The sequence below is a fragment of the Mesobacillus subterraneus genome (assembly GCF_020524355.2).
Classification (GTDB): Bacteria; Bacillota; Bacilli; order Bacillales; family Cytobacillaceae; genus Mesobacillus; species Mesobacillus subterraneus_C.
In genome coordinates this window covers 2583246-2608587 of the sequence record NZ_CP129019.1, presented here as the reverse complement: position 1 = coordinate 2608587, position 25342 = coordinate 2583246, and the positions used below count along the sequence as shown (strand labels likewise).

The 25342-nt window shown below is 42.5% G+C and carries 25 protein-coding genes and 1 pseudogene; 22 read left to right on the top strand and 4 right to left on the bottom strand.

Features of this window, described 5'->3' with window-relative positions:
* Positions 1-14 precede the first annotated feature (14 nt).
* Genes LC048_RS13510 through LC048_RS13500 form a run of 3 tightly spaced genes read right to left on the bottom strand, consistent with a single transcriptional unit; the run spans position 15 to position 711 of the window.
* Positions 15-233, bottom strand: a complete 219-nt coding sequence (locus LC048_RS13510; protein WP_226600507.1) for a hypothetical protein — start codon at positions 231-233, stop codon at positions 15-17.
* Positions 233-508, bottom strand: coding sequence for a hypothetical protein (locus LC048_RS13505; protein WP_226600508.1), 276 nt, complete (start codon positions 506-508; stop codon positions 233-235). Before LC048_RS13505 ends, LC048_RS13510 begins: the two co-directional genes overlap by 1 nt.
* Entirely contained in the window at positions 505-711 is a 207-nt protein-coding gene (locus tag LC048_RS13500) for a helix-turn-helix domain-containing protein (RefSeq protein WP_226600509.1), read from the bottom strand. Before LC048_RS13500 ends, LC048_RS13505 begins: the two co-directional genes overlap by 4 nt.
* A gap of 476 nt (positions 712-1187) precedes the next feature.
* Here LC048_RS13500 and LC048_RS13495 point away from each other — a divergent pair, with 476 nt between their 5' ends.
* The 7 genes from LC048_RS13495 (at position 1188) to LC048_RS13465 (ending at position 5808) form a co-directional block, all read left to right on the top strand.
* Complete coding sequence (locus LC048_RS13495) at positions 1188-1379, top strand: hypothetical protein (protein ID WP_226600510.1); 192 nt, start codon at positions 1188-1190, stop codon at positions 1377-1379.
* A complete protein-coding gene (locus tag LC048_RS13490) occupies positions 1376-2515 on the top strand; it encodes an FtsK/SpoIIIE domain-containing protein (RefSeq protein ID WP_226600511.1) in 1140 nt (379 codons plus the stop codon). The genes LC048_RS13495 and LC048_RS13490 overlap by 4 nt, the downstream gene beginning before the upstream one ends.
* Positions 2509-3144 (top strand): replication-relaxation family protein, encoded by a 636-nt coding sequence (locus LC048_RS13485; protein ID WP_226600512.1) that lies wholly within the window; start codon positions 2509-2511, stop codon positions 3142-3144. The genes LC048_RS13490 and LC048_RS13485 overlap by 7 nt, the downstream gene beginning before the upstream one ends.
* Positions 3145-3363: 219 nt before the next feature.
* Entirely contained in the window at positions 3364-3888 is a 525-nt protein-coding gene (locus LC048_RS13480) for a YceD family protein (RefSeq protein WP_226600513.1), read from the top strand.
* A 79-nt stretch (positions 3889-3967) separates the two neighbouring features.
* Positions 3968-4141 (top strand): 50S ribosomal protein L32, encoded by a 174-nt coding sequence (gene rpmF / locus LC048_RS13475; RefSeq protein ID WP_041965520.1) that lies wholly within the window; start codon positions 3968-3970, stop codon positions 4139-4141.
* A gap of 184 nt (positions 4142-4325) precedes the next feature.
* A complete protein-coding gene (locus LC048_RS13470; protein ID WP_226600514.1) occupies positions 4326-5096 on the top strand; it encodes an enoyl-CoA hydratase/isomerase family protein in 771 nt (256 codons plus the stop codon).
* A 79-nt stretch (positions 5097-5175) separates the two neighbouring features.
* Positions 5176-5808 (top strand): RsfA family transcriptional regulator, encoded by a 633-nt coding sequence (locus tag LC048_RS13465; RefSeq protein ID WP_226600515.1) that lies wholly within the window; start codon positions 5176-5178, stop codon positions 5806-5808.
* Between the two features lie 47 nt (positions 5809-5855).
* Here the strand turns inward: LC048_RS13465 and LC048_RS13460 are convergent, their stop codons facing one another.
* On the bottom strand, positions 5856-6329 hold the full coding sequence (locus LC048_RS13460) for an N-acetyltransferase (RefSeq protein ID WP_306047938.1): 474 nt from the start codon (positions 6327-6329) through the stop codon (positions 5856-5858).
* 236 nt (positions 6330-6565) lie between these two features.
* On the opposite strand from LC048_RS13460, the gene LC048_RS13455 reads away from it, so the two are divergent.
* The 15 genes and pseudogenes from LC048_RS13455 to murD all read left to right on the top strand — a co-directional run bounded on the left by LC048_RS13455 (position 6566) and on the right by murD (position 25238).
* Entirely contained in the window at positions 6566-7909 is a 1344-nt protein-coding gene (locus LC048_RS13455; protein ID WP_306047937.1) for an acetyl-CoA carboxylase biotin carboxylase subunit, read from the top strand.
* 14 nt (positions 7910-7923) lie between these two features.
* Complete coding sequence (locus tag LC048_RS13450) at positions 7924-8136, top strand: acetyl-CoA carboxylase biotin carboxyl carrier protein subunit (protein WP_226600518.1); 213 nt, start codon at positions 7924-7926, stop codon at positions 8134-8136.
* Positions 8137-8157: 21 nt separating this feature from the next.
* A complete protein-coding gene (locus LC048_RS13445; protein WP_226600519.1) occupies positions 8158-9699 on the top strand; it encodes an acyl-CoA carboxylase subunit beta in 1542 nt (513 codons plus the stop codon).
* A gap of 331 nt (positions 9700-10030) precedes the next feature.
* Positions 10031-10927: a 2-dehydropantoate 2-reductase gene (locus tag LC048_RS13440; RefSeq protein ID WP_306047936.1), complete on the top strand. Its 897-nt coding sequence runs from the start codon at positions 10031-10033 to the stop codon at positions 10925-10927.
* Positions 10924-11316, top strand: a complete 393-nt coding sequence (locus LC048_RS13435; RefSeq protein ID WP_371931902.1) for a DUF3397 domain-containing protein — start codon at positions 10924-10926, stop codon at positions 11314-11316. The genes LC048_RS13440 and LC048_RS13435 overlap by 4 nt, the downstream gene beginning before the upstream one ends.
* Before the next feature lie 262 nt (positions 11317-11578).
* Positions 11579-13213 carry a bacillithiol biosynthesis cysteine-adding enzyme BshC gene (gene bshC, locus LC048_RS13430; RefSeq protein WP_226600521.1) on the top strand — a complete coding sequence of 545 codons (1635 nt, stop codon included), beginning with the start codon at positions 11579-11581 and terminating at the stop codon, positions 13211-13213.
* A 342-nt stretch (positions 13214-13555) separates the two neighbouring features.
* Positions 13556-13988: pseudogene (gene mraZ / locus LC048_RS13425) on the top strand (division/cell wall cluster transcriptional repressor MraZ).
* Between the two features lie 57 nt (positions 13989-14045).
* Complete coding sequence (rsmH, locus tag LC048_RS13420) at positions 14046-14984, top strand: 16S rRNA (cytosine(1402)-N(4))-methyltransferase RsmH (protein WP_306047935.1); 939 nt, start codon at positions 14046-14048, stop codon at positions 14982-14984.
* 30 nt (positions 14985-15014) lie between these two features.
* The gene (gene ftsL, locus LC048_RS13415) at positions 15015-15374 is read left to right on the top strand and encodes a cell division protein FtsL (RefSeq protein ID WP_371931901.1); all 360 of its coding nucleotides are present in this window, start codon (positions 15015-15017) and stop codon (positions 15372-15374) included.
* Positions 15374-17584: a penicillin-binding protein gene (locus tag LC048_RS13410; RefSeq protein WP_226600524.1), complete on the top strand. Its 2211-nt coding sequence runs from the start codon at positions 15374-15376 to the stop codon at positions 17582-17584. Before ftsL ends, LC048_RS13410 begins: the two co-directional genes overlap by 1 nt.
* A 1281-nt stretch (positions 17585-18865) precedes the next feature.
* A complete protein-coding gene (locus LC048_RS13405) occupies positions 18866-20779 on the top strand; it encodes a stage V sporulation protein D (protein ID WP_226600525.1) in 1914 nt (637 codons plus the stop codon).
* 218 nt (positions 20780-20997) lie between these two features.
* Positions 20998-22458, top strand: coding sequence for a UDP-N-acetylmuramoyl-L-alanyl-D-glutamate--2,6-diaminopimelate ligase (locus LC048_RS13400; RefSeq protein ID WP_226600526.1), 1461 nt, complete (start codon positions 20998-21000; stop codon positions 22456-22458).
* Between the two features lies 1 nt (position 22459).
* Entirely contained in the window at positions 22460-22909 is a 450-nt protein-coding gene (locus LC048_RS13395; RefSeq protein WP_226600527.1) for a hypothetical protein, read from the top strand.
* Between the two features lies 1 nt (position 22910).
* Positions 22911-23885, top strand: a complete 975-nt coding sequence (mraY, locus tag LC048_RS13390; RefSeq protein ID WP_226600528.1) for a phospho-N-acetylmuramoyl-pentapeptide-transferase — start codon at positions 22911-22913, stop codon at positions 23883-23885.
* Positions 23886-25238: a UDP-N-acetylmuramoyl-L-alanine--D-glutamate ligase gene (gene murD, locus LC048_RS13385; RefSeq protein ID WP_226600529.1), complete on the top strand. Its 1353-nt coding sequence runs from the start codon at positions 23886-23888 to the stop codon at positions 25236-25238.
* The last annotated feature ends 104 nt before the right edge of the window (positions 25239-25342 follow it).

The window sequence follows — 25342 nt, the reverse complement described above, 5'->3', positions numbered from 1 at the left end:
AAAGAAGCCCTGCTCTAATCGAGTGGGGCTTTTTGCATTTCTAACACCTTTTCAGTTATATCCTCTTTTCCATCAACAATCACTTCGAGCAGTTCTTCAAAGTAAACTTCTTTCTTGATTTTCTTGATCCACTCCAATGCTATTGTTTCCGGTTTTCTGCCTCGAATGTGGAAGGATCCTCTTTGCTCTACCCGACCAGCTGGCGAAAGGTACTTTACTTTAATCGTGATCATTATCCGATTTGCTTTTTAAATTCCACAAACTTATCTTCATCTACCTGGAAAACGTTCTTGCAATCATCGCATTTCATCGGCTTAATGCCTTTCTTTTTAGCTGCTCGATTACCTGACCATGCTGTCAGTGCCATAATCGGTCCAGCGATCCATCCGATGACCGGTATGAAGAAAAAGATAAGCGCAGCTGCAATGAGCACTTTCTTGATAATTAGATTTTCCTTCACCTTATTACTTCCACACTTAGGGCAGTTGATCACTTGCTGTTCTGTCATTGTTCTTCCTCCCATTCGTAAAATTCATCAACTTTCTTCTCCAAATGATAAGCCAATTTAAATAAATCCTCCACGGATGGAGTGTGTTTACCAGTCATCCATCCAGAAAAAGTATTTCGGTGGACCTTCATGATCTTATCTCGTATATACGATGGCTTATATGGAGAAGTTTCAATAATCTCCCTAAAGTTACTTTTCAGCATTTACATCACCATCTTATTAATTCGATATTGCTTGTATGATTCCTTTCACAAATTAGTTATGATTTTTTTCACAAGAGGACAGGCAAGTAATGAGGATCCTGGGCATAGGCTATCAACATGAAAGGTAAACAGTTGAAAAACAGTAGGCAATCATTTATGGAAGGAGGTCATCTAAGAGGGAGGTGTTTTTGCAATCATTATTAACTGTTTATAGTAAGTACACTTGTACAAGAAGAAATACAATAACAAAGCAAAAACAAAAATCTGTTAAAGAATGAGCGGAGCGGGAGAAAGGGGAAGGGGGACCGGGGGAAACCAAGCGATTATTCTGACAATTTGACAATTAAGAATCAGAAAATTAAGGAGGAATTTACAATGAAAGTCGAAAGAGATACAGACCCATACATTCCAACTTGTTCATGGTGTGGAAAGCCTTACACAGACTGTTCTTGCGGAAAATAAAAGGAGGAATTCACATGTTATTTACACCAGGACTATTACTGGCGGCAGGAGCTACTCTGATTGTGGCTGTAGCCGATAAGACACTTGAAGAATTCGGCTGGCATTGGCTAGGCACATGTTTAAAAATCATTGTTCCATTGGCTGGCATGGCAGCAGGTATCTACTTTCTCGAAAATAACCCAATTGTGTGGTGGATTTTAAAATGAGTTTCTGGGGCGAGTTAATGGCACGAAAGAGGCTGATTAAAGCTTTCCGGTATGCAAGCTTATATAAAACCATTGGCAGCGATGAACGCAAGATATTCCCTAAAATCCACTCTGTACGCACCACTGAACATTCTACTGAATTTGTTTTTACTCTTCCCATTGGATTAGATCCGAAGATACTCCAAAAGAACTTTTATGCATTCCGTCAAGTATTTGGCGAACAAATAAAAATCGATGGTGAAATAAAGAAGTTCGTTTTCACTGTTTATCAGAACACATCCACAAAGGTGCTCAACTACAATGTGGAGGAAATCAGGAAGCAAGTCGAGGAATTGAAGCTTGGCATTATCTGCGGGAAAGACAGAACAGGCGAGTATGTCACCTTAGAATTATTGAAGCATCCACACATATTGATTGCCGGGGAAACAGGGTCCGGGAAGTCTACTCAGCTACGATCTATTCTGACCACACTCATATTAAATAAAAAGCCATCGGAGCTTCAGCTTTACCTGGGAGATTGCAAGAAATCAGAATTTCACATCTTCAGAAAGGTTGAGCATGTGCAGTGTGTTTTATCCGACGGAAAACAGATTGCCAAGATGTTGAAAGGAATCAAAAAGGAATTAACCGAGCGGAGCGACTTAACCGAAATGTTTGAAGTCTCCCATGTGGATGACTTGCCAGCCGAACACAAGCGACCATACATTATTGTCTGTATTGATGAATTTGTCATGCTGCGGAAAGATGAAACCGTCATGGATATACTCACTGAGATTGTAGCCATCGGCAGAACGCTTGGAGTGTTCGCTATCCTGTCGATGCAGAGACCGAATGCCCAAGTATTAGACACGACAATCAGAGCCAATTTGACCGTTTCTATGGGTTTTAAGCTAAGGGATAAAATCGAAGCCAGGATAGTCAACACACCTGACGCGGAGAAAATCGAGAAAAGCGGTCACTTCATTATGAACGCTGATAAGCTCTATGACTTACAAGCACCTTATTTGGAACTGGAAGAGGCTAAGAAGCTTCTGAATCCATTCTGCATATCAAAGCAACCTGTGAAGGATATAACGCCACAGGAGCCAAAGGAAGAACCTAAACAACTCACTGAAGAGGATGTGTTCTTATGCTAACTCAGAGAGACAAAGCCATCATAAAAGATTTGAATCGATTCAGAGTCATGGATCGTGACAGTATAGCTGAATTACACTTTGCCGGGTTGAAAAATCCGAAGTATGCTGCTAACAATGTCCTATTGCGTTTATTACGTGACGGACAGATTCAGCGTTCTACCGCATTCACTCCATTTGTCTATTTTGGTCCCGATGTATTCATGAAGCAGAACAGTGCGAAAATAGGGCATTTCCTAGCGATTCTGAACGTGTATAAGGAAATGAGGAAGTTAGGTAAGCTGGAAAGCTTCTGGGTTGAACCTAAATACGGAAAAAAGGGGGAAGGTGCAGAACCGGATATCTATTGTATGTATCGCGGCACAGGGTTCTTCATAGAGGTACAGAGAACTATTTACTCTGATAAACTGATGGATGAAAAGATGGAGCGTTATGTGAATTTATACAATGGCAGCATAGTGGCAAAACCCTTCCCACATGTTCTGATACTATCTGATCAGCGGTATGCGATTGATGGGGAGTATCCATTCAAGGTATTCCAGGCGCAAAGCTTCACTGATTTTGTAAACTCTCTGAAAGGTTTGGAAGAGAAGCCTAAACAGGAGAGTGGGGTGAAGATTAAAATTGGATAAAAAATAGCCAAGTGGCATTTTGACCACTTGACCACAGTTTTGACCACACACTCTTTTCAAAAGATGCAAAATAGGGCATAATAATGAAATTGAAACCTCAAAAAAGTACTGTTATACTAAACCAATGCCAATATTTCAAATTTAAGGGTGTAAAGAAAAAATATTGACAAATGATTACGCGAAGGTCTATAATTACCTTTGTTGCCTTGGGGTGATTCTATGAAATGGACAATAAGTCAGATACAAAAACATCGAAACAAGGACTTTCTGATTGACGAGTTTGTCCGAATGGACTCGATTAAGGAAATAGATCCGACAATCCGCGAAGTTTCTCCCATCCATCTTACTGGAAGGGCAGACATCAGTGCCACGAGAGTGACATTTCATTTCCGGGTTGATGGACATCTAGTCCTTCCTTGTTCACGGACACTGGTTGATGTAAAATATCCAATTGATGTGGAAACTACTGAAACTTTCATGTTAAACAGCCACGATTATGAGGCTGTAGAGGAAGTTCATCAAGTAACAGGCGATGTCATTGACCTGGAACCCATCATTAAAGAGATCTTGCTAGTGGAAATTCCAATGCAAGTATTCTGTGATGATAGCGCTGGTCTAGAAGGCGCACCCCAGTCAGGTAAGGATTGGGAAGTAATCGAGGAACAGGAGAAATCCGAAAAACTTGATCCCCGACTTGCCGGGCTTGCAAAATTCTTTGAGGATTCTAAAGATTCCTCTGACTAATGTATAAAAAAGAGCGTGGAGGTCCAGAAAAGGACTGGCCTTCATCAACTTTCTTATTCCTTTTAAGGAGGTGGGAAGAATGGCTGTACCATTTAGAAGAACGTCTAAAACTGCGAAAAGAAAACGCCGTACTCATTTTAAGTTACAAGTTCCGGGTATGGTAGCATGCCCTAACTGCGGTGAAATGAAACTTGCTCACCGTGTGTGCAAAGCTTGCGGAACATACAAAGGAAAAGAAGTTGTAAACAACTAATCTTTTCTAAGGAAAAGCACAGGATGCATTCGCATCCCTGTGCTTTTTTTCTTTTACGCGCTATTCCAATTTGGCCTGCGTACTCTTTAATAGACTAATTTCAGTCCATTCTGAAGCTCGTGCGCTTTTTAAATCTACAGAAAATTGATAAAATTTATTGGACGAGAAGTAGAGGAGGCAAACAATGGATTCATACATAATTTCAAAAGAAAAAAATGGTGTGCTGCTTTTTACCATCAACAGGCCTGATAGGAGAAATGCCATAAACTATGAAATAATGTCCGGGCTTGAAACAGCGATGGATATGGCTGCAGAAAATGATGTTAAAGTCTTTGCCATTACAGGGGCAGGTGACCAGGCATTTTGTTCTGGTGGGGATTTATCCGCCTTCCATTGTTTAAAAACAGAGGCTCAGGCGTTTGAAATGCTCTCAAGGATGGCGGGGATTTTATATAACCTCCTAGTCCTCCCGAAACCAACTATTGCCATTCTAAATGGTTCTGCAGTAGGCGGAGGATGTGAAATTGCTTCTGCCTGCGACTTTCGGATTGGAAGAGATGGAATGAGAGCTGGATTTGTTCAGGGGAACCTCGCCATCACAACCGGCTGGGGAGGAGGATCGATTCTCTTTGAAAAACTTCCACAGCCTATTGCGATGAAAATGCTCCTTGATGCAAAAATATACACTGCTGAGGAACTTAGAGAATTTGGTTTCATCCACCAAATTTATAATGATCCTCCGATAGATGCCTGTCTCTCATTTATGAATGGAAGCCTGCATAAAGAGACAACTGTATTAGAAGCGTATAAAACGATGTTAAATAAAAAATGGAAGCTATTATCGATGAAAGAAAGGATGGAAGAGGAGGCACGAAGATGTGCTGTCTTGTGGGAGGGTGATGCTCACCACAAAAAAGTGGACGAATTCATGATGAAAAAAAATAAAAATAATTAGCAGGGTATTAGGTGTTATCAGTCTATCTTTCCTATTAGATGCATATGAATGAATAAAAAACAGTAGGAGGGATTTATTGATGCCATTAACCCGACAGGATGCCTGGTCACAGGATGAAGATTTATTGCTTGCTGAAGTGGTATTAAGAAATATTCGAGAAGGCGGTACTCAATTGAAAGCGTTTGAAGAAGTAGGAAAGCAGCTTTCGAGGACTGCTGCAGCTTGTGGTTTTCGCTGGAATTCCTATGTAAGAAAACAATATAAATCTGGTATTGAGCTGGCGAAAAAGCAGCGGAAGGAAGCGAAAAAACAGACAAAGACACAAGAGAAGTCAGAAGCAGCACCGACACCGGCACCGGCACCAGTAAGCGATGCGCCAAGAGTGCCTTTAAAACAAGAAGAAAAGCGTTCCAACCTTAACATAGAAGTAGTAAAGCAATATCTTGATGATCTCTATGAAAAAGCTGCAGCTGCAAATAGTCAGGATGTGCAAAAAGAAAAAATCCGCGGGTTAGAAAAGCAAATCTATTACTTGTCTGCTGAAAATGAAAAATTAGAAACACAGTTGCGTTCCATGGAAGAAGATTATCGTGCTTTGATTGACATCATGGATCGCGCCAAAAAAAGAGTAACCTCAAAAAGCGATGAAAATCAGCAAAAAATGAACTTTCAGGTTGAGGGAAAGGGATCTCTGGAGAAGGTTGAAAAATAGCCGATAAATAGCGCCTGCCGGAATGGCAGGCGCTATTTTTAAAAAAATTACTGCAATTGCTCAGTTACACCAGCCGGATACCAGACAAGCGGATTCTCGCCACGGTCTCTTTCTACATCATAATGAACTGGCGTGAAGCCCATCTTATCCCAAAAGTCCTGTGATTTTACTCTAGGATTTGTTTTGATTGGCAGACCATAACTTTTCGCGAATTCAACAAGTGCTTTTCCATAGCCGTTGCCCTGGTAATTTGGAAGTACTTCTAACTTCCAAAGCTCAAGATAATCCTGGGGAGGCTCGAAATAACGGTCAAATTGCTTCTTCACCTGGTAAAGGCTCATGCGGGCAACAAGCTTGTCGCCGAAATAGATTCCGTAGAACGGTGAATCGCTATCATTTTCAACAATGTTCGCTTCCAAGTCCTCAAGCATCGAAAGCTCCTGGTGGTCATACTCTTTGAATTTCTTGAATTCTTCTAATGTCTTATAATTGATTTTCAGTTTCTCCACTTTATTCACCATAAAACAATCCCCCAATCAAGCCGCCAATAATTCATTTTGTATTTACCCGAAATATGGAATATTTAAAAGCAGCTGAATATATTTGTTTTTTATAGCCTATTTTTATTATATTATAAAAACATGAAAAATTCTGCATTTGATTTTTAGAAAGCGGTTCCATTTTTTGCAGGAAATATACAGAATATTGTAGAATTTTATATAGTGAGCGTATTTTTTTACGGGAAAGGGGAAATAGCATGCAAAAAATATTAATTGCAAACAGAGGAGAAATTGCGCTTCGCATTATCAAATCTTGCCGTGATCTTGGAGTGAAAACAGTAGCAGTTTATTCTGATGCGGATAAAGAGCTGCCTTTTGTAAAAGAAGCTGATTGCGCTTACCGGATTGGCGAGCCGCCTGTACAAAAATCATATCTCAATGCAGAAGAAATTCTAAGAATCGCACAGGAAGAAAAGGTGGATGGCATCCATCCTGGTTATGGATTTTTATCAGAAAATGCAGAGTTTGCCCGGAAAGTGAAGGAAGCAGGTTTGACTTTCATTGGTCCTGCTCCGGATACGATTGAAAAAATGGGCGATAAAATCGTTGCTAGATCGACGATGGAAGCAGCGGGTGTACCAGTCGTTCCTGGAAGTGACCAGGGTTTGAAAACGCTGGAGGATGCAATTACGCTTGCAGAAGAAATCGGCTACCCTGTGATGCTAAAGGCGAGCGGGGGCGGCGGAGGCATTGGCATGGTGCTTTGTGAAAATGAGCAAGCGCTCGCTAAGAATTTTGATTCTACAAAGGGCAGAGCAAAGGCTTACTTTGGTTCTGATGAAGTATTCATTGAAAAATACATCAAAAATGCCCGGCATGTCGAGGTACAGATTTTTGGCGATACCTATGGCAACCATGTACATATGTTCGAACGTGATTGTTCCATCCAGCGCCGACACCAAAAAGTGATTGAAGAGGCACCTTCACCGTTCCTGAAAGAAGAAGCACGGCAGAAGATGTATGAAACAGCTGTAAAGGCCGCTAAAGCAGTGGACTATGTGAATGCTGGAACTGTGGAATTCATTGTTGATGAGAACGAAAACTTTTATTTCCTTGAAATGAATACAAGACTGCAGGTCGAACATCCAGTCACAGAAACCATCACAGGTCTGGACCTTGTTAAGTGGCAGCTTCTTGTCGCTCGTGGTGAACAATTGCCTCTGCTCCAGGATGGGATCGAAAAGAAAGGGTGGTCCATTGAATTCCGTTTGTATGCCGAGGATCCAGTTAGGTTCCTCCCGTCTCCTGGAAAAATCAGTGAGTTCTCTTGGATTGAGGCAGAAGGCGTCCGGGTCGATTCTGGCTATGAATCCGGTTCAACGGTAACCCCTTTTTATGACCCTATGGTTGCTAAGTGCATAGTAGGGGGAAACAGCCGTGAAGAAGCGATCCAGCTAGGACAGGAATTCTTCGCGACTCTGAAGCTTGAAGGCATCAAATCCAATGCGCCACTGTTCGCGGAGATATTAAATGAAGAGGGCTTCAAATCAGGCAATTATACTACAGCGTACTTAACAGAAAGAAAAATGGCATCTAAATAGAGGAGGAAGAGAACATGAAAGAAATTACAGCAAATATGGCAGGTACAGTACTTAATGTGATGGTAGCTGCAGGAGATACGGTTTCAGAAGGGCAGGAAGTCCTTATGCTTGAATCAATGAAGATGGAAATCCCTGTAGAAAGCCACGGGGCAGGAAGTGTTGCTGAAGTAAAGGTAAACATCGGAGACTTTGTCAACGAAGGCGATGTTCTGCTTGTACTAGAATAATAGATTTTAAGGAGGAGTAGAATGACTACCGCGAAGACTTTAACTGATTCGTTGCAGGAAAAGGTTCAAAAAATCGAGGCTGGTGGACAACCGAAATACCATGAAAAGCTGGCAGAGCAAAATAAATTATTTGTGCGTGAGCGCTTGAATCTATTATTTGACGACGGAGTCTATGAAGAAGATGGCAAATTCGCCAACTTCCAGGCTGGTGACCTTCCCGCAGATGGTGTCGTTACAGCGATTGGAAAAATAGACGGGCAAACAGTATGTGTAATGGCGAATGATTCAACAATAAAAGCCGGGTCATGGGGCGCCAGGACTGTTGAGAAGATCATTAGAGTCCAGGAAACAGCTGAAAAGCTGAAAGTGCCATTGCTGTACCTCGTGGATTCTGCCGGAGCCAGGATTACTGACCAGCTTGATATGTTCCCTAACAGAAGGGGAGCAGGCAAGATCTTTTACAATCAGGTGAAATTATCTGGGGTAATCCCCCAAGTCTGTCTCCTTTTTGGTCCTTCTGCAGCCGGAGGGGCATATATCCCTGCTTTTTGCGATATCGTGATCATGGTTGACCAGAATGCATCAATGTATCTTGGGTCACCAAGGATGGCGGAAAAGGTAATCGGTGAGAAGGTAACGCTTGAGGAAATGGGCGGAGCCCGCATGCATTGTTCTGTCAGTGGTGTAGGCGATATGCTCGTTTACAGCGAAGAAGAAGCCATTGAATCAGCGAAGCGCTATTTGAGCTATTTCCCTGCGAATTTCCAATCAAAGACAGAAGTGGTCGAAGGAGTAGCTCCCAAGGCAGGAAGAAGTCTTGAAGAAATTGTTCCAGTGAACCAAAATGCTCCATTCGATATGTATGAAGGTATTGATGCTCTGATCGACGAAGGAAGTTTCTTTGAAATCAAAAAGCTGTTCGCTCCTGAAATCATCACTGGGCTTGCGCGTATAGACGGAAAGGCAGTTGGAATCATTGCCAACCAGCCGAAGGTGAAGGGCGGGGTATTGTTCGTGGACTCTGCCGATAAGGCTGCTAAATTCATCACGCTCTGCGATGCTTTCCATATTCCATTGCTGTTCCTTGCTGATGTACCGGGCTTCATGATAGGAACGAAGGTTGAGAGAGCGGGGATCATCCGTCACGGAGCGAAGCTGATTGCTGCGATGAGTTCAGCGACCGTACCGAAAATCTCTGTAATTGTCCGTAAGGCATATGGAGCTGGTTTGTACGCAATGGCTGGACCGGCATTCGAACCAGATTGCTGCATCGCCCTGCCGACTGCGCAGATCGCGGTCATGGGTCCGGAAGCAGCGGTTAACGCAGTATACTCCAATAAAATCAATCAAATTGAAGATCCTAAAGAGAAAATCGCTTTTGTCCAGGAGAAGCACCAGGAGTATAAAGAAAGTATCGATATCTATAAGCTCGCTTCCGAATTGATCGTTGACGACATCGTTGCAGCCAACGACCTGAGGAATGCACTGATAGACCGATTCAAGCTATACGAAACAAAAGATATGCAATTCAGTGTCAGGAAACATCCTGTATATCCGGTATAAAAACAAAAAGCGCAAGCGCCTCGTTCAGCCCCGACAAGCGCTGGAGCTGGATTAAGACAACCCATATAGTTACCTACATCGCAATTATTTTACCCTGCATAAAAACAAAATGGAGATCCTATTGGGTCTCCGTTTTTGTTTTTACTGGGGAAAAGATAATGTTCTATCAAAATTAATTCAAATAACCATAATCCCTTCTTCCTAACAAGCAATTGTTTCTGCTAAAATATGACTAAAGTCATTGTTATATCGGTGTTAAATATAATAGATTTTTCAATATAAAAGCACGAATGTTCTTAGTTGTTTTTTAAGGGCAGGATAAGGGGTCTTTATGAAAATAGGAATAATCGGCGGCGGATCAGTAGGTTTATTATTCTCTTATTACCTGAGCATGGGTAGTGATGTTTCCATATACACAAGGACACGGGAACAAGCAGACTCAATTAACGAAAATGGTCTTCATCTTGTAAAAAGTGGAATAGAGCATACTCCTGCAAAGGTAACTGCTGTCCCAATCCACGAATGGAAGGGGAACGATGATTTAACAGTTGTTGCGGTAAAGCAATACCAGCTGGATGGTTTAATATCTGATCTAAAAGATAAAGCGAAAGGAAGCATCCTTTTTCTGCAAAATGGCTATAGCCATATCAAACTGCTTTCTGAATTGGAAACACCTGAAGTTTATGTGGGATCCGTTGAACACGGAGCTGTAAGAAAGAACGGCTTTACAGTTCAGCATAATGGATTGGGTGTAACAAGAACTGCGATATTTAAAGGAGAAGATGACCTTCTTAGAGAATTATCTACTATATCACCTTCGGGTTTTCCGTTTATCATTGAACCGGATTTCAAGGAGATGCTAATCAAGAAGCTGGTGGTCAATTCGGTAATTAATCCATTGACAGCAATTCTTAAAGTTAAAAATGGCGAGCTGATCCACAATCCATCTTACTTTGAAATTTTTAAGCAAATGTTTGATGAGTGTGCCTATGTACTTGATTTGCCTAATCGGGAACAGTACTTCAAAAATCTAATGACAGTTTGCGAAAAAACAGCAAATAACCATTCATCCATGTTTAAAGATATTGAAAATGGCCGACAAACTGAAATTGACGCCATCCTCGGGTATTTGCTCGACTTATCTAACAGCAAAAATATAAAAGCTCCATTAATACATAATTATTATCATTGCATCAAGGGGAAGGAGCACGAAAGGGAGGGAGCATGATGTCGGGATTATTCTCCGCGCTTGTTGCCGCATTGATTACAGTTCCAATGATTGGCTACCTCGCTGTGTTCATCATCAGTAAGCAAATCACAGGCAATCATCGGCGTTCAGTCAATACGGCAATTGATTTCAGCACCTTTTTACTGGTGCTGTCTGTTCATTTTTTGATCATCACTATTTGGGAAAAGTCCTTCCTCTGGCTGATTTTGATCATCTTGTTTGGGCTTGCGGCTATATTTGTGTGGATTCATTGGAAATTTAAAGAGGAAATATTGTTGCCAAAAGTGTTTAAGGGGTTTTGGCGCTTAAATTTCCTGCTTTTCTTTTCAGCATACATCGTCCTAGTTTTATATGGTTTGGTTAAGCGCCTTACATTTTTGTTCGCTTAATCTGGTGTTGGACCGTCCTTTAGAAGGTCCAGCATTTTTTATTGTTTAGAAAAAAGTTGTAAAGGCGTTGTGAAGAAGCCAAAGCTGTCAAGAAACCATTGTAGTTAAAACAGACATGGCTAGCGAAAGTGCAAAGTGATACAAATCATTATGAAAATCTTGATTTTAGAAATTTCGTAAAGCAAAGTTTTTTTCTTTTCATTTCAAACAATGCTATACTCATAACAGTGAAAATTGCCTAAGAGAAAGGAAGTACAAGTGAATGGAGATGTTGAATCTCTCTCTTCCGGCAGCAAACCGGTTTGCGACAGATTACCTGGCTGGAAGCCCTGAATTGCAGAGCTTCTTTCATTACAATTTTACAGACAAAAACTGTTATATTCATCGCCTTGATGAATTGAAAAATAGAAGCTTTATGAGGAATGAGCTTGCAGACCATATTCAGTTCTTCATGACCCGTTTTGCCAAGTCTGACAAAATCAATGGTAATATTGAAAAGCTCAGAAAAGAAAATAGCGTAGCAGTCATCGGAGGACAGCAGGCAGGTATTCTGACTGGACCGCTATATACTATTCATAAAGTGATATCGATTATCAAGCTTGCTGAACAAAAAGAGGCAGAGCTGGGAATTCCAGTCGTACCCGTATTTTGGATTGCTGGAGAAGACCATGATTATCAGGAAGTTAACCATGTCTACGTCATGAATGACAATAAGCAGGAAAAGTGGGTTTATCCTGAAAGGAATCTAGAGAAAAAAATGATTTCAGAAGTTTGTATCAACAGGGACCTATGCTATTCCTGGGTTGAAGAAATCATGGAAACCTATGGAGAAACAAAGCACACGAAAGAAGTATTGGCATTTGCTTTAGAATCTTTGGAGAAAGCCGAATCATTTGTTGATTTTTTTGCGATGATTATCATGGAGCTTTTCAAGGACTCAGGTTTGCTGATTGTGGATTCAGGAAATAAAGAACTGCGCAGGCTTGAAAAAGAATACTTCATCAATCAAATAAAGAACCATCGTGAAATTACCACTGCTGTACTTGAACAGCAAGAACAGACAATCTCGGCAGGATTTGCTAATATGATCGAAATTACCGAGAATGCTGCGAACCTTTTCTATTACGATGAAAAAGTAAATGAACGGATTTTACTCCAATTTGACCCACAAAGTGGAGGATTTTCAGGTAAGAATGGTGAAGTCACCTTCACATATGATGAACTGGTGGAGATTGCGAACGAATATCCTGAGAAGCTAAGCAATAATGTTGTCACTCGTCCGTTAATGCAGGAGTTGCTTTTCCCAACACTGGCGTTCATTGGAGGCCCTGGTGAAATTGCCTATTGGGCTGAATTGAAACTCGTTTTTGAACATTTCGGTCTCAACATGCCCCCGCTTGTACCAAGACTTAACATCACCCTGCTCGAAAGGTCGATTGAGTCTGACCTTAAAGAATTGAACCTTGATTTGCAAGAGGTATTGATCTCAGGCACGAACGGGCATGAGATCAAATTTATCGATTCATTAAAGGATCGTGAAGTAGAAGAACTTTTCGAGAATGTAAAAATGACACTGGCTGATCAATATAAGGTCATTCGTGAAAAATCAAACGGAATTGACCCAGTACTGATGCCAATGCTGCAGAAGAACGAATCCATCCTGTTAAAACAGGTTGAGTTCATGGAGGATAAAATCGTGGAGGCCATTTGCCGTAAACATGACCATATCCTGAGGAAGTTCACAAGAGTTGAAAATGCACTAAGACCAGGCGGATCACCACAGGAAAGAGTCTGGAATCCATTCTATTATTTGAATAAGTACGGTTTAAGTTTAATACCTGAATTATTAAAGCTTCATTATGAATTCGATGGAACACACAAAGTTATAAAAATGTAATTCAAAGCTTCATCCTAAGTGGATGGAGCTTTTTTTCTATGGAAAAATTACACCTCTGCATTGCCCGAGAAGAGGAGAGAAGCTGATTTATGGTAAAAGCAGTGGCTTTCCATAGCTCGAAATGCAGGGAAAAGAGGATTTACGGTAAAAGCAGCACTTCTGCATTACCTGAAAGGAAGAGAAACGACGAGATATGTTAAAAGCAACTTTTTTGAAATGAAAGAAATTAGTGGAAATGAATTTTCCTGGAAGGATTTCAAGGGAGCGGGGAGAATATTTAATATAAGGTGGTGAAAAGTGGGGGAATGTGGTACATTGTATTTAGAAAGTGGGGGTAGTGGCATGTTCATGGGTGAATACCATCATAATGTTGATAGCAAAGGCCGATTGATCATCCCTGCCAAGGTCCGAGAAAACCTGGGAGAAATGTTCATTCTTACCCGTGGACTTGACCAGTGTTTATTTGGTTACCCCGTTTCTGAATGGTCTGTGATCGAAGATAAGCTAAAAGGACTTCCACTGACAAAAAAAAGATGCACGAGCATTTACCCGATTTTTCTTTTCGGGTGCTACCGAGAGTGAAATTGACAAACAGGGGAGAGTAAATATCCCTTCCCCGTTGATGCAGTACGCCAAGCTTGAGAAAGAATGTGTGATTTTAGGTGTTTCCAATCGAATTGAAATTTGGAGCAAAGCCATCTGGGAAGAATATTTCGCAGAATCTGAGGAATCTTTTGCTGAAATTGCGGAAAATATGATTGGATTTGATATTTAAGGGTAACATTATTCTGATATAATATTACCTGCTCCTCGATTGGAAAGGTGGATCATAATGTTCAAACATACAACAGTTTTGCTAGAAGAAACAGTAGACGGGCTGGGTATCAAGCCTGACGGTACATATGTGGATTGCACTCTCGGTGGCGCAGGCCACAGTGAATTAATTTTGTCCAAGCTTTCGGGAAATGGAAAGCTATACGCGTTTGACCAGGACGATATTGCGATTGCGAATGCAAAAGAAAAGCTTGCTGCTTATGGAGACAGACTGACAATTATTAAAAGCAACTTTCTCCATTTGAAGGAAGAACTAGAAAACCATGGTGTAACGGAGGTTGATGGTGTCCTATATGACCTTGGAGTCTCATCTCCACAGCTGGACACACCAGAACGAGGCTTCAGCTACCATCATGATGCTCCGCTTGATATGCGGATGGACCAGGACGCACCATTGTCCGCTTACGATGTCATTAATGAATGGTCATATGAAAAACTGGTCAAAATCTTTTTCCAGTATGGGGAAGAGAAATTTTCAAAGCAGATTGCCCGAAAGATTGAAGCAGCAAGGGAAATCAAACACGTTGAAACCACTGGTGAACTTGTAGAGTTGATTAAGGATGCGATTCCTGCACCTGCAAGAAGAAAAGGTGGTCATCCTGCAAAGAGAGTTTTTCAGGCGGTAAGAATCGCTGTTAATGATGAACTTGGTGTATTTGAAAAATCACTCGAACAGGCGATTGACCTACTTGATATAGGTGGAAGGATCAGTGTTATCACCTTCCACTCATTAGAGGACAGAATTTGTAAGGTTACCTTGAAGAAAGCGAGCGAAACACCCCCGCTGCCTCCAGGATTGCCAATCATCCCTGAAGAATACCAGCCGAAGTTGAAGCTGGTCACACGAAAGCCAATCCTCCCTTCAGAGGAAGAATTGGAGTTCAATAACAGGGCAAGATCCGCAAAACTGCGTATCGCTGAAAAAGTAAAAAAATAAAAATATAAAATATAATTTTCAGGAGGGAAAATGATGAGCAATCTGGCTAGAAAATTGCAGCAAGAGCAGCAACAGCAAACTGTTCAGGTACCGGCAAAAGCACCGGCGAAACGCAATTCGATATTAACGCCCGGCGAAAAAATCCTGATGTTTGTTTTCGGGACAATTGTTTGCTTCGGCGCAACATTCATGGTTTCAAAACAGGCAGCCATTTACGAAGTCAACAAAGAAATCCAAATCATTGAAGGCGATATTCAGGAGCAGCAAAAGATTAACAGTGATCTTGAAATCCAGATTAGCGAATTAAGTACCTATGAAAGAATTAAGAAGGTAACAGAAAAGCTCGGTTTAACATTGAATGAAGACAATGTTAAAGGTGTGGAAAACTGATGATCAAGAAACAGCCAAATATGAATGCAGGAGCAGCGGTATTATTCGTAATATTCAGCCTGCTCTTTTTTATCTTGATTTTCAGGTTTATTTCAATCCAGGTCACCGGGGAAGTGCATGGACAAGCCCTGGCTGCAAGGGCGCAGCAAAAGTACTCAAATGAAAAAATAATCGAGGCGACTAGAGGAACGATTTTTGACCGAAAAGGCGAAGTTGTTGCTGAGGATACAACAGCCTACACACTTGTCGCTATCCTTAATGAATCTGTGACAACGAATAAAAAGAAACCAAAGCATGTGAGCAATCCTGCGAAAACAGCAGCCGTGCTTGCTAAGTATATTGATATGAGTGAGTCGGAAATATATAAAAGACTGACAAAACAAGGCGCTTGGCAGGTTGAATTCGGAAAAGCCGGCCGCGACATTTCCCATCAGGCCAAACGTGAGATTGAAGAGGAGAAGCTGCCGGGGATTACTTTTTTACGAGATTCAAAGAGGTTCTATCCGAATGGTGTATTCTCATCCCACTTAGTCGGATTTGTGGAAAAGGAAGAAACTGAGGACGATAAAACGGTTACTTCTGGACAGCTCGGGATAGAAAAAACACTTAATAAGGAATTGACTGGTAAAAATGGCTCTCTTTCATTCGAAAGTGATTTATGGGGCTTCCTTTTACCTGATGGAGAGAAAAAAGTCACACCTGCCGAAGATGGCAGCAATGTTTTTTTAACGATTGATAAAAAAATCCAGACGTTCGTGGAGGATGCAGTCGATCGTGTAGACAAGGAATACAAGCCAAAGAAAATCATTGCAGTCGTGGCTGATCCGAAGACTGGTGATATTCTCGGGATGGCTCAACGACCGAGCTTCCACCCGACGACAAGGGAAGGGCTCGATAACAGCTGGCATAACGAGGTGGTCGAAACACCAATTGAGCCAGGTTCGACGATGAAAATCTTCACGCTTGCAGCGGCAATTGAGGAGAATAAATGGAATCCTAATGAGTGGTATAAATCTGGTTCCTATAAAGTTACTGAAAACTCAAAGCCGATTCGCGACCATAACGGCAGCGGATGGGGTTCAATTACCTATCTTGAAGGAATTCAGCGTTCCTCGAACGTAGCAGTGGCAAAGTTAGTAAATGAAAAAATCGGTACAGAAAAATTCCGTGAGTACCTTACTGATTTTGGGTTTGACGAGCCCACAGGCATCGACCTTCCTAATGAAACAGCCGGAACGATTGTCTATAGATGGCCGATTGAAAAAATAACGACATCTTACGGACAGGGTACTACTGTGACGCCAATACAGATGATCCAAGCCGCAACAGCAGTAGCAAATGATGGGAAGATGATGAAACCGCGAGTGATCGATAAGATAGTCGATCCAAACACAGGTGAAGTGATCAAGCAGGAAGAGCCGAAGTCTGTTGGGCAGCCTATATCCGCTGAAACAGCAAAAAAGGTGAGAGATGTTTTAGGTACAGTTGTAACTGGTGAACATGGTACTGGTAAATCATACGCAATCGAAGGTTACGAGGTTGCTGGTAAAACTGGTACTGCGAACTTAACAGCTAACGGCAGTTATTTAGCAGGGGCGAGCGATTACCTGTTTTCATTCCTGGGGATGGCTCCAAAAGATGACCCTAAACTTATCGTTTATGTAGCCGTTCAACAGCCGGAAATCGACCATTATTTTAAAGGATCGATTCCTACATCCATGATTTTTAAATCTGTGATGAAGAGCAGTCTTCAGTATTTGAATATTAAACCTGCTTCAATGGAAAAAGCTGATTCGATAAAGGTTCCTGATGTAACTGGCATGAATTCAGGAGAAGCAAAGAGTTTGCTAGAATCTAAAGGGTTTGAAACAGTGATTATAGGAGATGGCAGCCAGGTTGAGGAGCAGTTGCCAAAGGCAGAGATAATGGCTCTCGAGGGAGAGAAAGTCTTTATCAAGTCATCGGGAGTCATGACATACCCTGACATGACAGACTGGTCACTCAGGGACGTCTTGAAGCTGGCGCAAATTACAGGGATTAAGTTAAACAAAGCCGGCAGCGGTTATGTTACAAAACAAAGTCTTAAGCCAGGATTGCCAATCAATGAAGGTGAAAATTTGATTGTCGAGCTGGAAACCCCGCTGCAGCAATTTGAGAATTCATTAAAAACTGAGGAAGAAAATGAAGAGACAGAGGAAGTGGGCGGGTGAGCCCTGCCTCTGTTTTTTTTTGTTTTGTTGTCGCTCCTAATATTTTGATTCGCAGAAGTCCAAAGTTCGGACAAAATCGTGTTCGATTCTACTCGTTTTGTCCGAAGTAGCACCAGGTTCGACAAAATCATGGCCGGGTCTCCTCGTTTTGTCCGAAGTCACATCAGGTTCAGACAAAATCATGGCCGGGTCTCCTCGTTTTGTCCGAAGTAGCATCAGGTTCGGACAAAATCGTGTTCGATTCTACTCGTTTTGTCCGAAGTAGCACCAGGTTCGACAAAATCATGGCCGGGTCTCCTCGTTTTGTCCGAAGTCGCATCAGGTTCGGACAAAAATCGTGGTTGGGTCTCCTCATTTTGTCCGAAGTAGCATCAGGTTCGGACAAAAACGTGTTCGGTTCTACTCGTTTTGTCCGAAGTCACATCAGGTTCAGACAAAATCGTGGCCGGGTCTCCTTGTTTTGTCCGAAGTGGCACCAGGTTCGGACAAAAACGTGTTCGGTTCTTCTTATTTTGTCCGAAGTAGCACTAGGTTCGGACAAAAATGTGTTCGGTTCTTCTCGTTTTGTCCGAAGTAGCATCAGGTTCAGACAAAATAGTGGCCGGGTCTCCTTGTTTTGTTCGAAGTCGCATCAGGTTCGGACAAAATCGTGGTTGGGTCTCCTCATTTTGTCCGAAGTCGCATCAGGTTCGGACAAAAACGTGTACGCTTCTTCTCGTTTTGTCCGAAGTCGCATCAGGTTCAGACAAAATAGTGGCCGGGTCTCCTCGTTTTGTCCGAAGTCGCATCAGGTTCGGACAAAAATCGTGGTTGGGTCTCCTCATTTTGTCCGAAGTAGCATCAGGTTCGGACAAAAACGTGTACTCTTCTTCTCGTTTTGTCCGAAGTCGCATCAGGTTCAGACAAAATAGTGGCCGGGTCTCCTCGATTTGTCCGAAGTCACATCAGGTTCGGACAAAATCGCAGTCGGATCTCTTTGTTTTGTCCGAAGTCACATCAGGTTCAGACAAAATCGTGTTCGGGTCTCCTCGTTTTGTCCGAAGTAGCATCAGGTTCGGACAAAATCCTAGTCTGAACTCCTCACTTTGTATAAAGTAGCTTCAGGTTCGAAAATTCCCCTGAAAATTTTCCAAGGCAGTAGAATCTCCACGTCCTAAACAAACCTCAGCTTGTCTCCACTTCTTGTTATATTCGAATTCGTACAAGCATATATTTGAACGAGTGTCTGAGAGTTTCTCAGTTTACTATTGGATCAACTATAGAGGGAGGTTCGTTCATTATATGCGTGTATCAAACGTGACGGTCAGAAAAAGGCTGGCTCTCGTTCTGGTGGTTGGAATTTTGGTGTTTTTCATCATAGATGTCCGGCTTGGGTATGTGCAATTCATGCTAGGAGATTTTTTGACAGGAAAGGCGAAGGATTCGTGGAGCAGAAACGTCCCATTTGAGCCACAGCGCGGGGAAATAACGGATAGGAATGGAGTGGCGCTCGCAACGAATATTAGTGCACCGACTGTTTACGTGGTGCCGCGCCAGGTGGAGGATCCCGAGGCTGCAGCGGAAATATTAGCGAAGGCTTTAAATATGTCAAAAGAGAAGGCCTATCAACATATTACAAAAAGAGCGATGATTGAGAGAATTCCAGAAGGCAGAAAGATTTCTCACGAGAAAGCGAAGGAAATCAGGGCACTCGATATCAAAGGTGTATACATCGGTGAGGATTCCAAGCGCCATTATCCATACGGCAGTTACCTGTCCCATGTCTTGGGGTTTGCGGGAATTGATAACCAGGGATTGATGGGATTGGAACTTTACTATGATAAAGAATTAAAAGGGCAAAAAGGTTCTGTCCAATTTTATGCGGACGCAAAACAGCAGCGAATGAACAATATGGCGGATGACTACGAGCCGCCGGTGGACGGGCTTGATCTGAAGCTGACGATCGACAGCAGGGTGCAGACCATCGTCGAGCGAGAACTTGATATTGCCCAAGCAAAATATAATCCAGATGGCATCATTGCGGTCGCCATGAATCCTAATAATGGGGAAATCCTTGCAATGTCAAGCAGGCCTGACTTTGATCCGGCTAACTTCCGTAATGTAGCACCGGAAGTTTACAACCGGAACTTGCCGATTTGGAGCACGTATGAACCAGGTTCTACTTTCAAAATTGTTACCCTCGCCGCTGCACTTCAGGAAGGAAAGGTCGATCTTGAAAAAGATCACTTCCATGACTCCGGTTCTGTCGAAGTAGCTGGAGCGAGAATCCGCTGCTGGAAAAAAGGAGGACACGGAAGCCAATCCTTCCTCGAAGTTGTCGAGAATTCCTGCAACCCTGGATTCGTTGAGCTTGGCGATAGGCTAGGTAAAGAAAAACTGTTTAAATATGTGAAGGATTTCGGTTTTGGCGAGAAAACAGGAATCGACCTTCAAGGGGAAGGAAAAGGGATTATGTTCAACCTGGAGAGAGTCGGTCCAGTCGAGCAGGCAACAACTGCATTTGGTCAGGGTGTTTCTGTCACGCCAATCCAGCAAGTCGCTGCTGTTTCAGCAGCTGTAAATGGTGGAATACTGTATACACCGTTTATTGCTAAAGAATTGATTGATCCCGTTACTGGAGAGGTTGTCATGAAAAAATCTCCACAAGCAAAAAGAAGGGTGATTTCTGAAGAGACTTCCAAAGAAATCAGGCATGCGCTTGAGAGTGTCGTAGCTAAAGGTTCAGGTAAAAATGCTTACGTAGACTCTTACAGAGTTGGCGGCAAAACTGGTACAGCCCAGAAGGCGAAGGATGGCCGCTACCTCGAAAATAACCATATCGTTTCCTTCATAGGTTTCGCTCCTGCAGATGACCCGCAAATCGTTATTTATGTTGCGGTTGATAATCCGAAAGGTACAGTACAGTTTGGTGGCGTAGTAGCAGCTCCGATCGTTGGCGATATAATGGAGGACAGTCTGCGCGCTATGGAAGTGCCTCCGCGGAAGGATCAGATTGAAAAGGAATTGACATGGCTCGATACACCTATGGTGGAGGTGCCTGACCTGATTGGCTTATCCAAACAGGAACTAAGGCAACAATTGATCAACTTCAAGCTTGATATAGCAGGCGATGGTGAGAAGGTTGTCAAACAGCTTCCTTCACCAGGGGTAAAAATTAAGGAAGGGTCAACCATTAGAGTTTATATGAACGATTAACTAAGAGCTATCATTAAAACAGAAACTCATGGTGAGCAGGAGGCGGCAGGATAATCATCCGCCGCCTGCTTTAGACTGCTGGCCATTACACTTGTTGAGCAGCAGGCCGAAACATACTGACGTAAAAAGGGCTTGCTCTTTTCATCTCAACAATGGCTAATTTCAGCCTAATCATGTAAAATAAGAGTCGCCATGTTGTTTGAGAGGATTTGATATTTATGAAATTACACGAATTGATCGGTTACTTGCACCCGTTCGTGGATTATAAGGGAGAAAATCCCGAAATTACTTCAATTGAAAATGATAACCGCAGAGTGACTCCTGGAAGTTTATTCATATGCATAAAAGGTTATACAGTTGATGGTCACGATTTTGCTGAATCAGCCGTGAAGAATGGAGCAGCAGCCGTTCTCGCCGAACGAGAATTGCCAGTGAATGTACCAGTCATTGTCGTGAAGGACACTGTAAGGGCGATGGCAGTGCTTGCGGATGCCTTTTACGACCAGCCTAGCCAGAAGCTTCATATGATCGGAATCACAGGTACGAATGGAAAGACGACGACCAGCCATATTATTGAACAGATTCTCAAGGATGCAGATCAGAAAACCGGACTGATCGGTACGATGTACACAAAGATTGGCGAGCAAATCTTTGAAGTGAAAAATACAACACCGGAGAGCCTGACTCTGCAAAAGACGTTCAAAAGAATGGTCGACGAAAACGTTGATACTGCGGTAATGGAGGTATCTTCGCATGCGCTTGTTTATGGACGTGTTCATGGGACGGATTACAATGTTGCTGTTTTCACGAACCTGACGCAGGACCATTTGGACTACCACAAGACAATGGAGGAATACAGGAAAGCGAAGGGACTTTTGTTTTCACAGCTTGGAAATGGCTTCAACCATGAGAAACCGAAATTTGCGGTCCTGAATTCAGACGATCCTGCAAGTGATGAATTTGCTATGCTGACAACTGCCCATATATTAACATATGGGATTGACAACCATGCCGACTTGCAGGCAATCAACATCGAGATGACAGCCAGCGGAACCTCATTTGATTTGGTTAGCCCGTTTGGCGTGAAAAAGGTTAATATCCAGCTGATTGGAAAGTTCAGTATTTATAATGTACTTGCGAGCATCGGGGCAGCCCTCGTTTCTGGCATACCTTTAGAGGATATCATCGAATCTGTTGAAGGTGTTAAAGGAGTTTCTGGTAGGTTTGAAGTAGTCGATGCAGGACAGGATTTCTCTGTGATCGTTGACTATGCCCATACCCCTGACAGTCTTGAAAACGTCCTGAAAACAATTCAGCAATTTGCACAGAAAAGAGTTTTCTGTGTAGTTGGCTGTGGTGGTGATCGGGATCGTACGAAACGTCCGCTTATGGCGAAAATCGCTTGTGAATATTCTACAGATGCTGTTTTTACCTCGGATAATCCCCGCAGCGAGGATCCGGCAGAAATCATTAAGGATATGGAAGAAGGAGTCAAAGGCGAAGTCTATACTTCGATCATTGACAGGAAGGAAGCTATCCAGCATGCCATAAAAAATGCGAAATCTGGGGATGTGATCCTGATTGCTGGGAAGGGTCATGAAACATACCAGCAAATAGGTGACAGGACATTCGACTTTGACGACCGAATTGTGGCACGCGAGGCGATAGAGGAGATGTAATATGCTGACATACCAGGATGTTTCAAGTCTATTTTCAAGAGCAACTGGAATAGGGGATGAGAATATCCAGTTTCATACTGTAAGCAGTCTGGCTGTTGTTCAACAGCCTAAAGGGCTATTTGTGCCGGTATCGAATGATTCCGGAACTTTACAGGAGGCGATATCGAATGGTGCTGTGGCAGCTGTATGGCCTGAAGGTGAGCAGGTTCCCGCATACACACCAAACCACTTCCCGATTTTTTACACACAAGATAATTTGAAAGGCTTAGAGAAAATTATGAACTTATACTATGATTACTTAACACAATACGAAGACATCAACGCAAGAACCAAATTCATTTTCCTGAACAAAGCACTTCTTAATAAAGCTGATGAAACATATGATATAGCTGTGATGGCCGAAAACATCAATGGTTTTGGCAGCAATCGTAATAAGGCAGGTGAGGAATAGAATGCTGGAGCAAGTTATCTTTTTCACAATATTGATGGGTTTCCTTATCACTGTACTGCTTTCTCCAGTGTTTATTCCTTTTCTGAGAAGGCTTAAATTTGGCCAGAGCATCAGAGAAGAAGGACCGAAATCGCATCAGAAAAAAACAGGTACACCAACCATGGGCGGGGTCATGATTTTAATCTCCATTACAATCACTACCCTCGTCATGACAGGGAAGTTCTCCCAGCCTTCAGTGGAAACGTACCTATTGCTATTTGTCACTTTAGGATTTGGCCTGCTTGGCTTTATGGATGACTTCATCAAGGTTGTGATGAAACGAAACCTTGGCTTGACTTCAAAACAAAAACTGCTTGGCCAAATTATTATTTCCGTTATTTTTTACTTCATATTCAAGCAAAGTGACTTATCAACGGTCATCAGCATCCCATTAACTGACATCTCTTTTGATCTTGGATGGGGATATGCCCTGTTCATTATTTTCTGGTTGGTCGGTTTTTCGAATGCTGTCAACTTGACGGACGGGCTTGACGGGCTGGTTTCCGGTACTGCTGCCATTGCTTTTGGTGCATTTGCTGTACTAGCGTGGAGTCAATCTCAATATGAGCTTTCTATTTTTTCAGTAGCTGTTGTTGGAGCTGTTTTAGGATTCCTTGTATTCAATGCACATCCTGCTAAAGTGTTCATGGGAGACACCGGTTCTCTCGCTCTTGGTGGTGCCATTGCAACAGTAGCGATCCTTGCGAAGCTTGAAATTATCCTCATCATCATTGGCGGGATTTTTGTGATTGAAACATTATCCGTTATCCTGCAGGTTATTTCATTTAAAACTACTGGGAAAAGAATTTTCAGGATGAGTCCACTTCACCACCACTATGAATTGATTGGATGGTCAGAATGGCGTGTTGTTGTCACCTTCTGGACTGTGGGCCTTCTCTTCGCAATCCTTGGAATCTATATTGAGGTGTGGATCTAGATGAAAGATATCAAAACATATCAACATAAAAAGATACTTGTACTTGGCCTGGCCAAGAGTGGAGTCAGTGCGGCTGCTCTACTACATAAATTAGGGGCTTTTGTAACTGTCAACGATAGTAAGCCTCTTTCTGAAAATCCTGAAGCGCAAGGATTGCTAGAGCATGGAATCAAGGTTGTGTGTGGAAGCCATCCCATCGAATTGATGGACGAAGGCTTTGAACTCGTTGTTAAGAATCCTGGTATTCCTTACTATAACCCTATGATTCGAAAAGCGATTGAAAAAGAAATTCCGGTAATTACCGAGGTTGAGCTCGCATATCAGATTTCTGAGGCTCCCCTGATTGGTATTACTGGTACAAACGGAAAAACAACAACGACCACTCTTATATTCGAAATTCTGGAGGCGGGGAACAGGCATCCATTGATTGCAGGTAATATCGGCACAGTAGCATCAGGTGTCGCTCAGGAAGCAACCGTTGAAAATACGATTGTTATTGAACTGTCATCGTTTCAATTGATGGGGATTGACCAGTTCAAGCCTAAAATTGCCATCATTACAAACCTGTATGACGCACACCTGGATTATCACGGCACAAGAAACGAATATATTGGTGCTAAGGCCAGGATTACACAGAACCAGACTGAAGAAGACTTCCTGATTGTCAATGCAGACCAGGAGGAATGCATGGAAATTGCTCGCAATTCAAAAGCCCAAATCGTTCCTTTTTCAACAAGGAAGGTGCTTGAAAGTGGCGCTTATGTCAAGGATGGCTGGGTTTGTTTTAACGGAGAGCAAATTATTGAAACGAAGGATATCGTCCTGCCGGGCAAGCATAATTTGGAGAATATACTATCAGCAGTAGCCGCGACACTGTTGTCAGGTGCAAATAAAGAGGCCATCAGGATGGTGCTTACTACCTTTGCAGGTGTTCGCCACAGGCTCCAGTATGTGGCCACGATCGATGAACGTAAATTTTATAACGACTCAAAAGCAACAAATATTTTGGCTACGGAAAATGCCCTGGCAGCTTTCGACGCACCGATCGTCTTGCTGGCCGGCGGTCTTGACAGGGGAAATTCTTTTGATGAGCTTGTTCCTTCATTAAAAAATGTGAAGACATTGATTACTTTCGGAGAGACTGCTGAAAAAGTTGGACAGGCAGGACATATTGCAGGAATAAAAACGATTTTGCGGGCCGATAATGTGGAAAAGGCCGTTCCCATGGCATTTGAACATTCAGAGCCCGGTGATGTCATCCTGCTGTCTCCAGCATGTGCAAGCTGGGATCAGTACAAAACTTTTGAGGTAAGGGGAGACATGTTTATCGAGACCGTGCATAAGCTTAAGTAAGGGCTTGTCTTGAACAACATGACTCAGGTTGCTTGGCCTCTCAGGTGCAGGCTGGATGGGAAACGGCATATGAGCCCTAAATCATACAGCCGAGGTGTATTGCT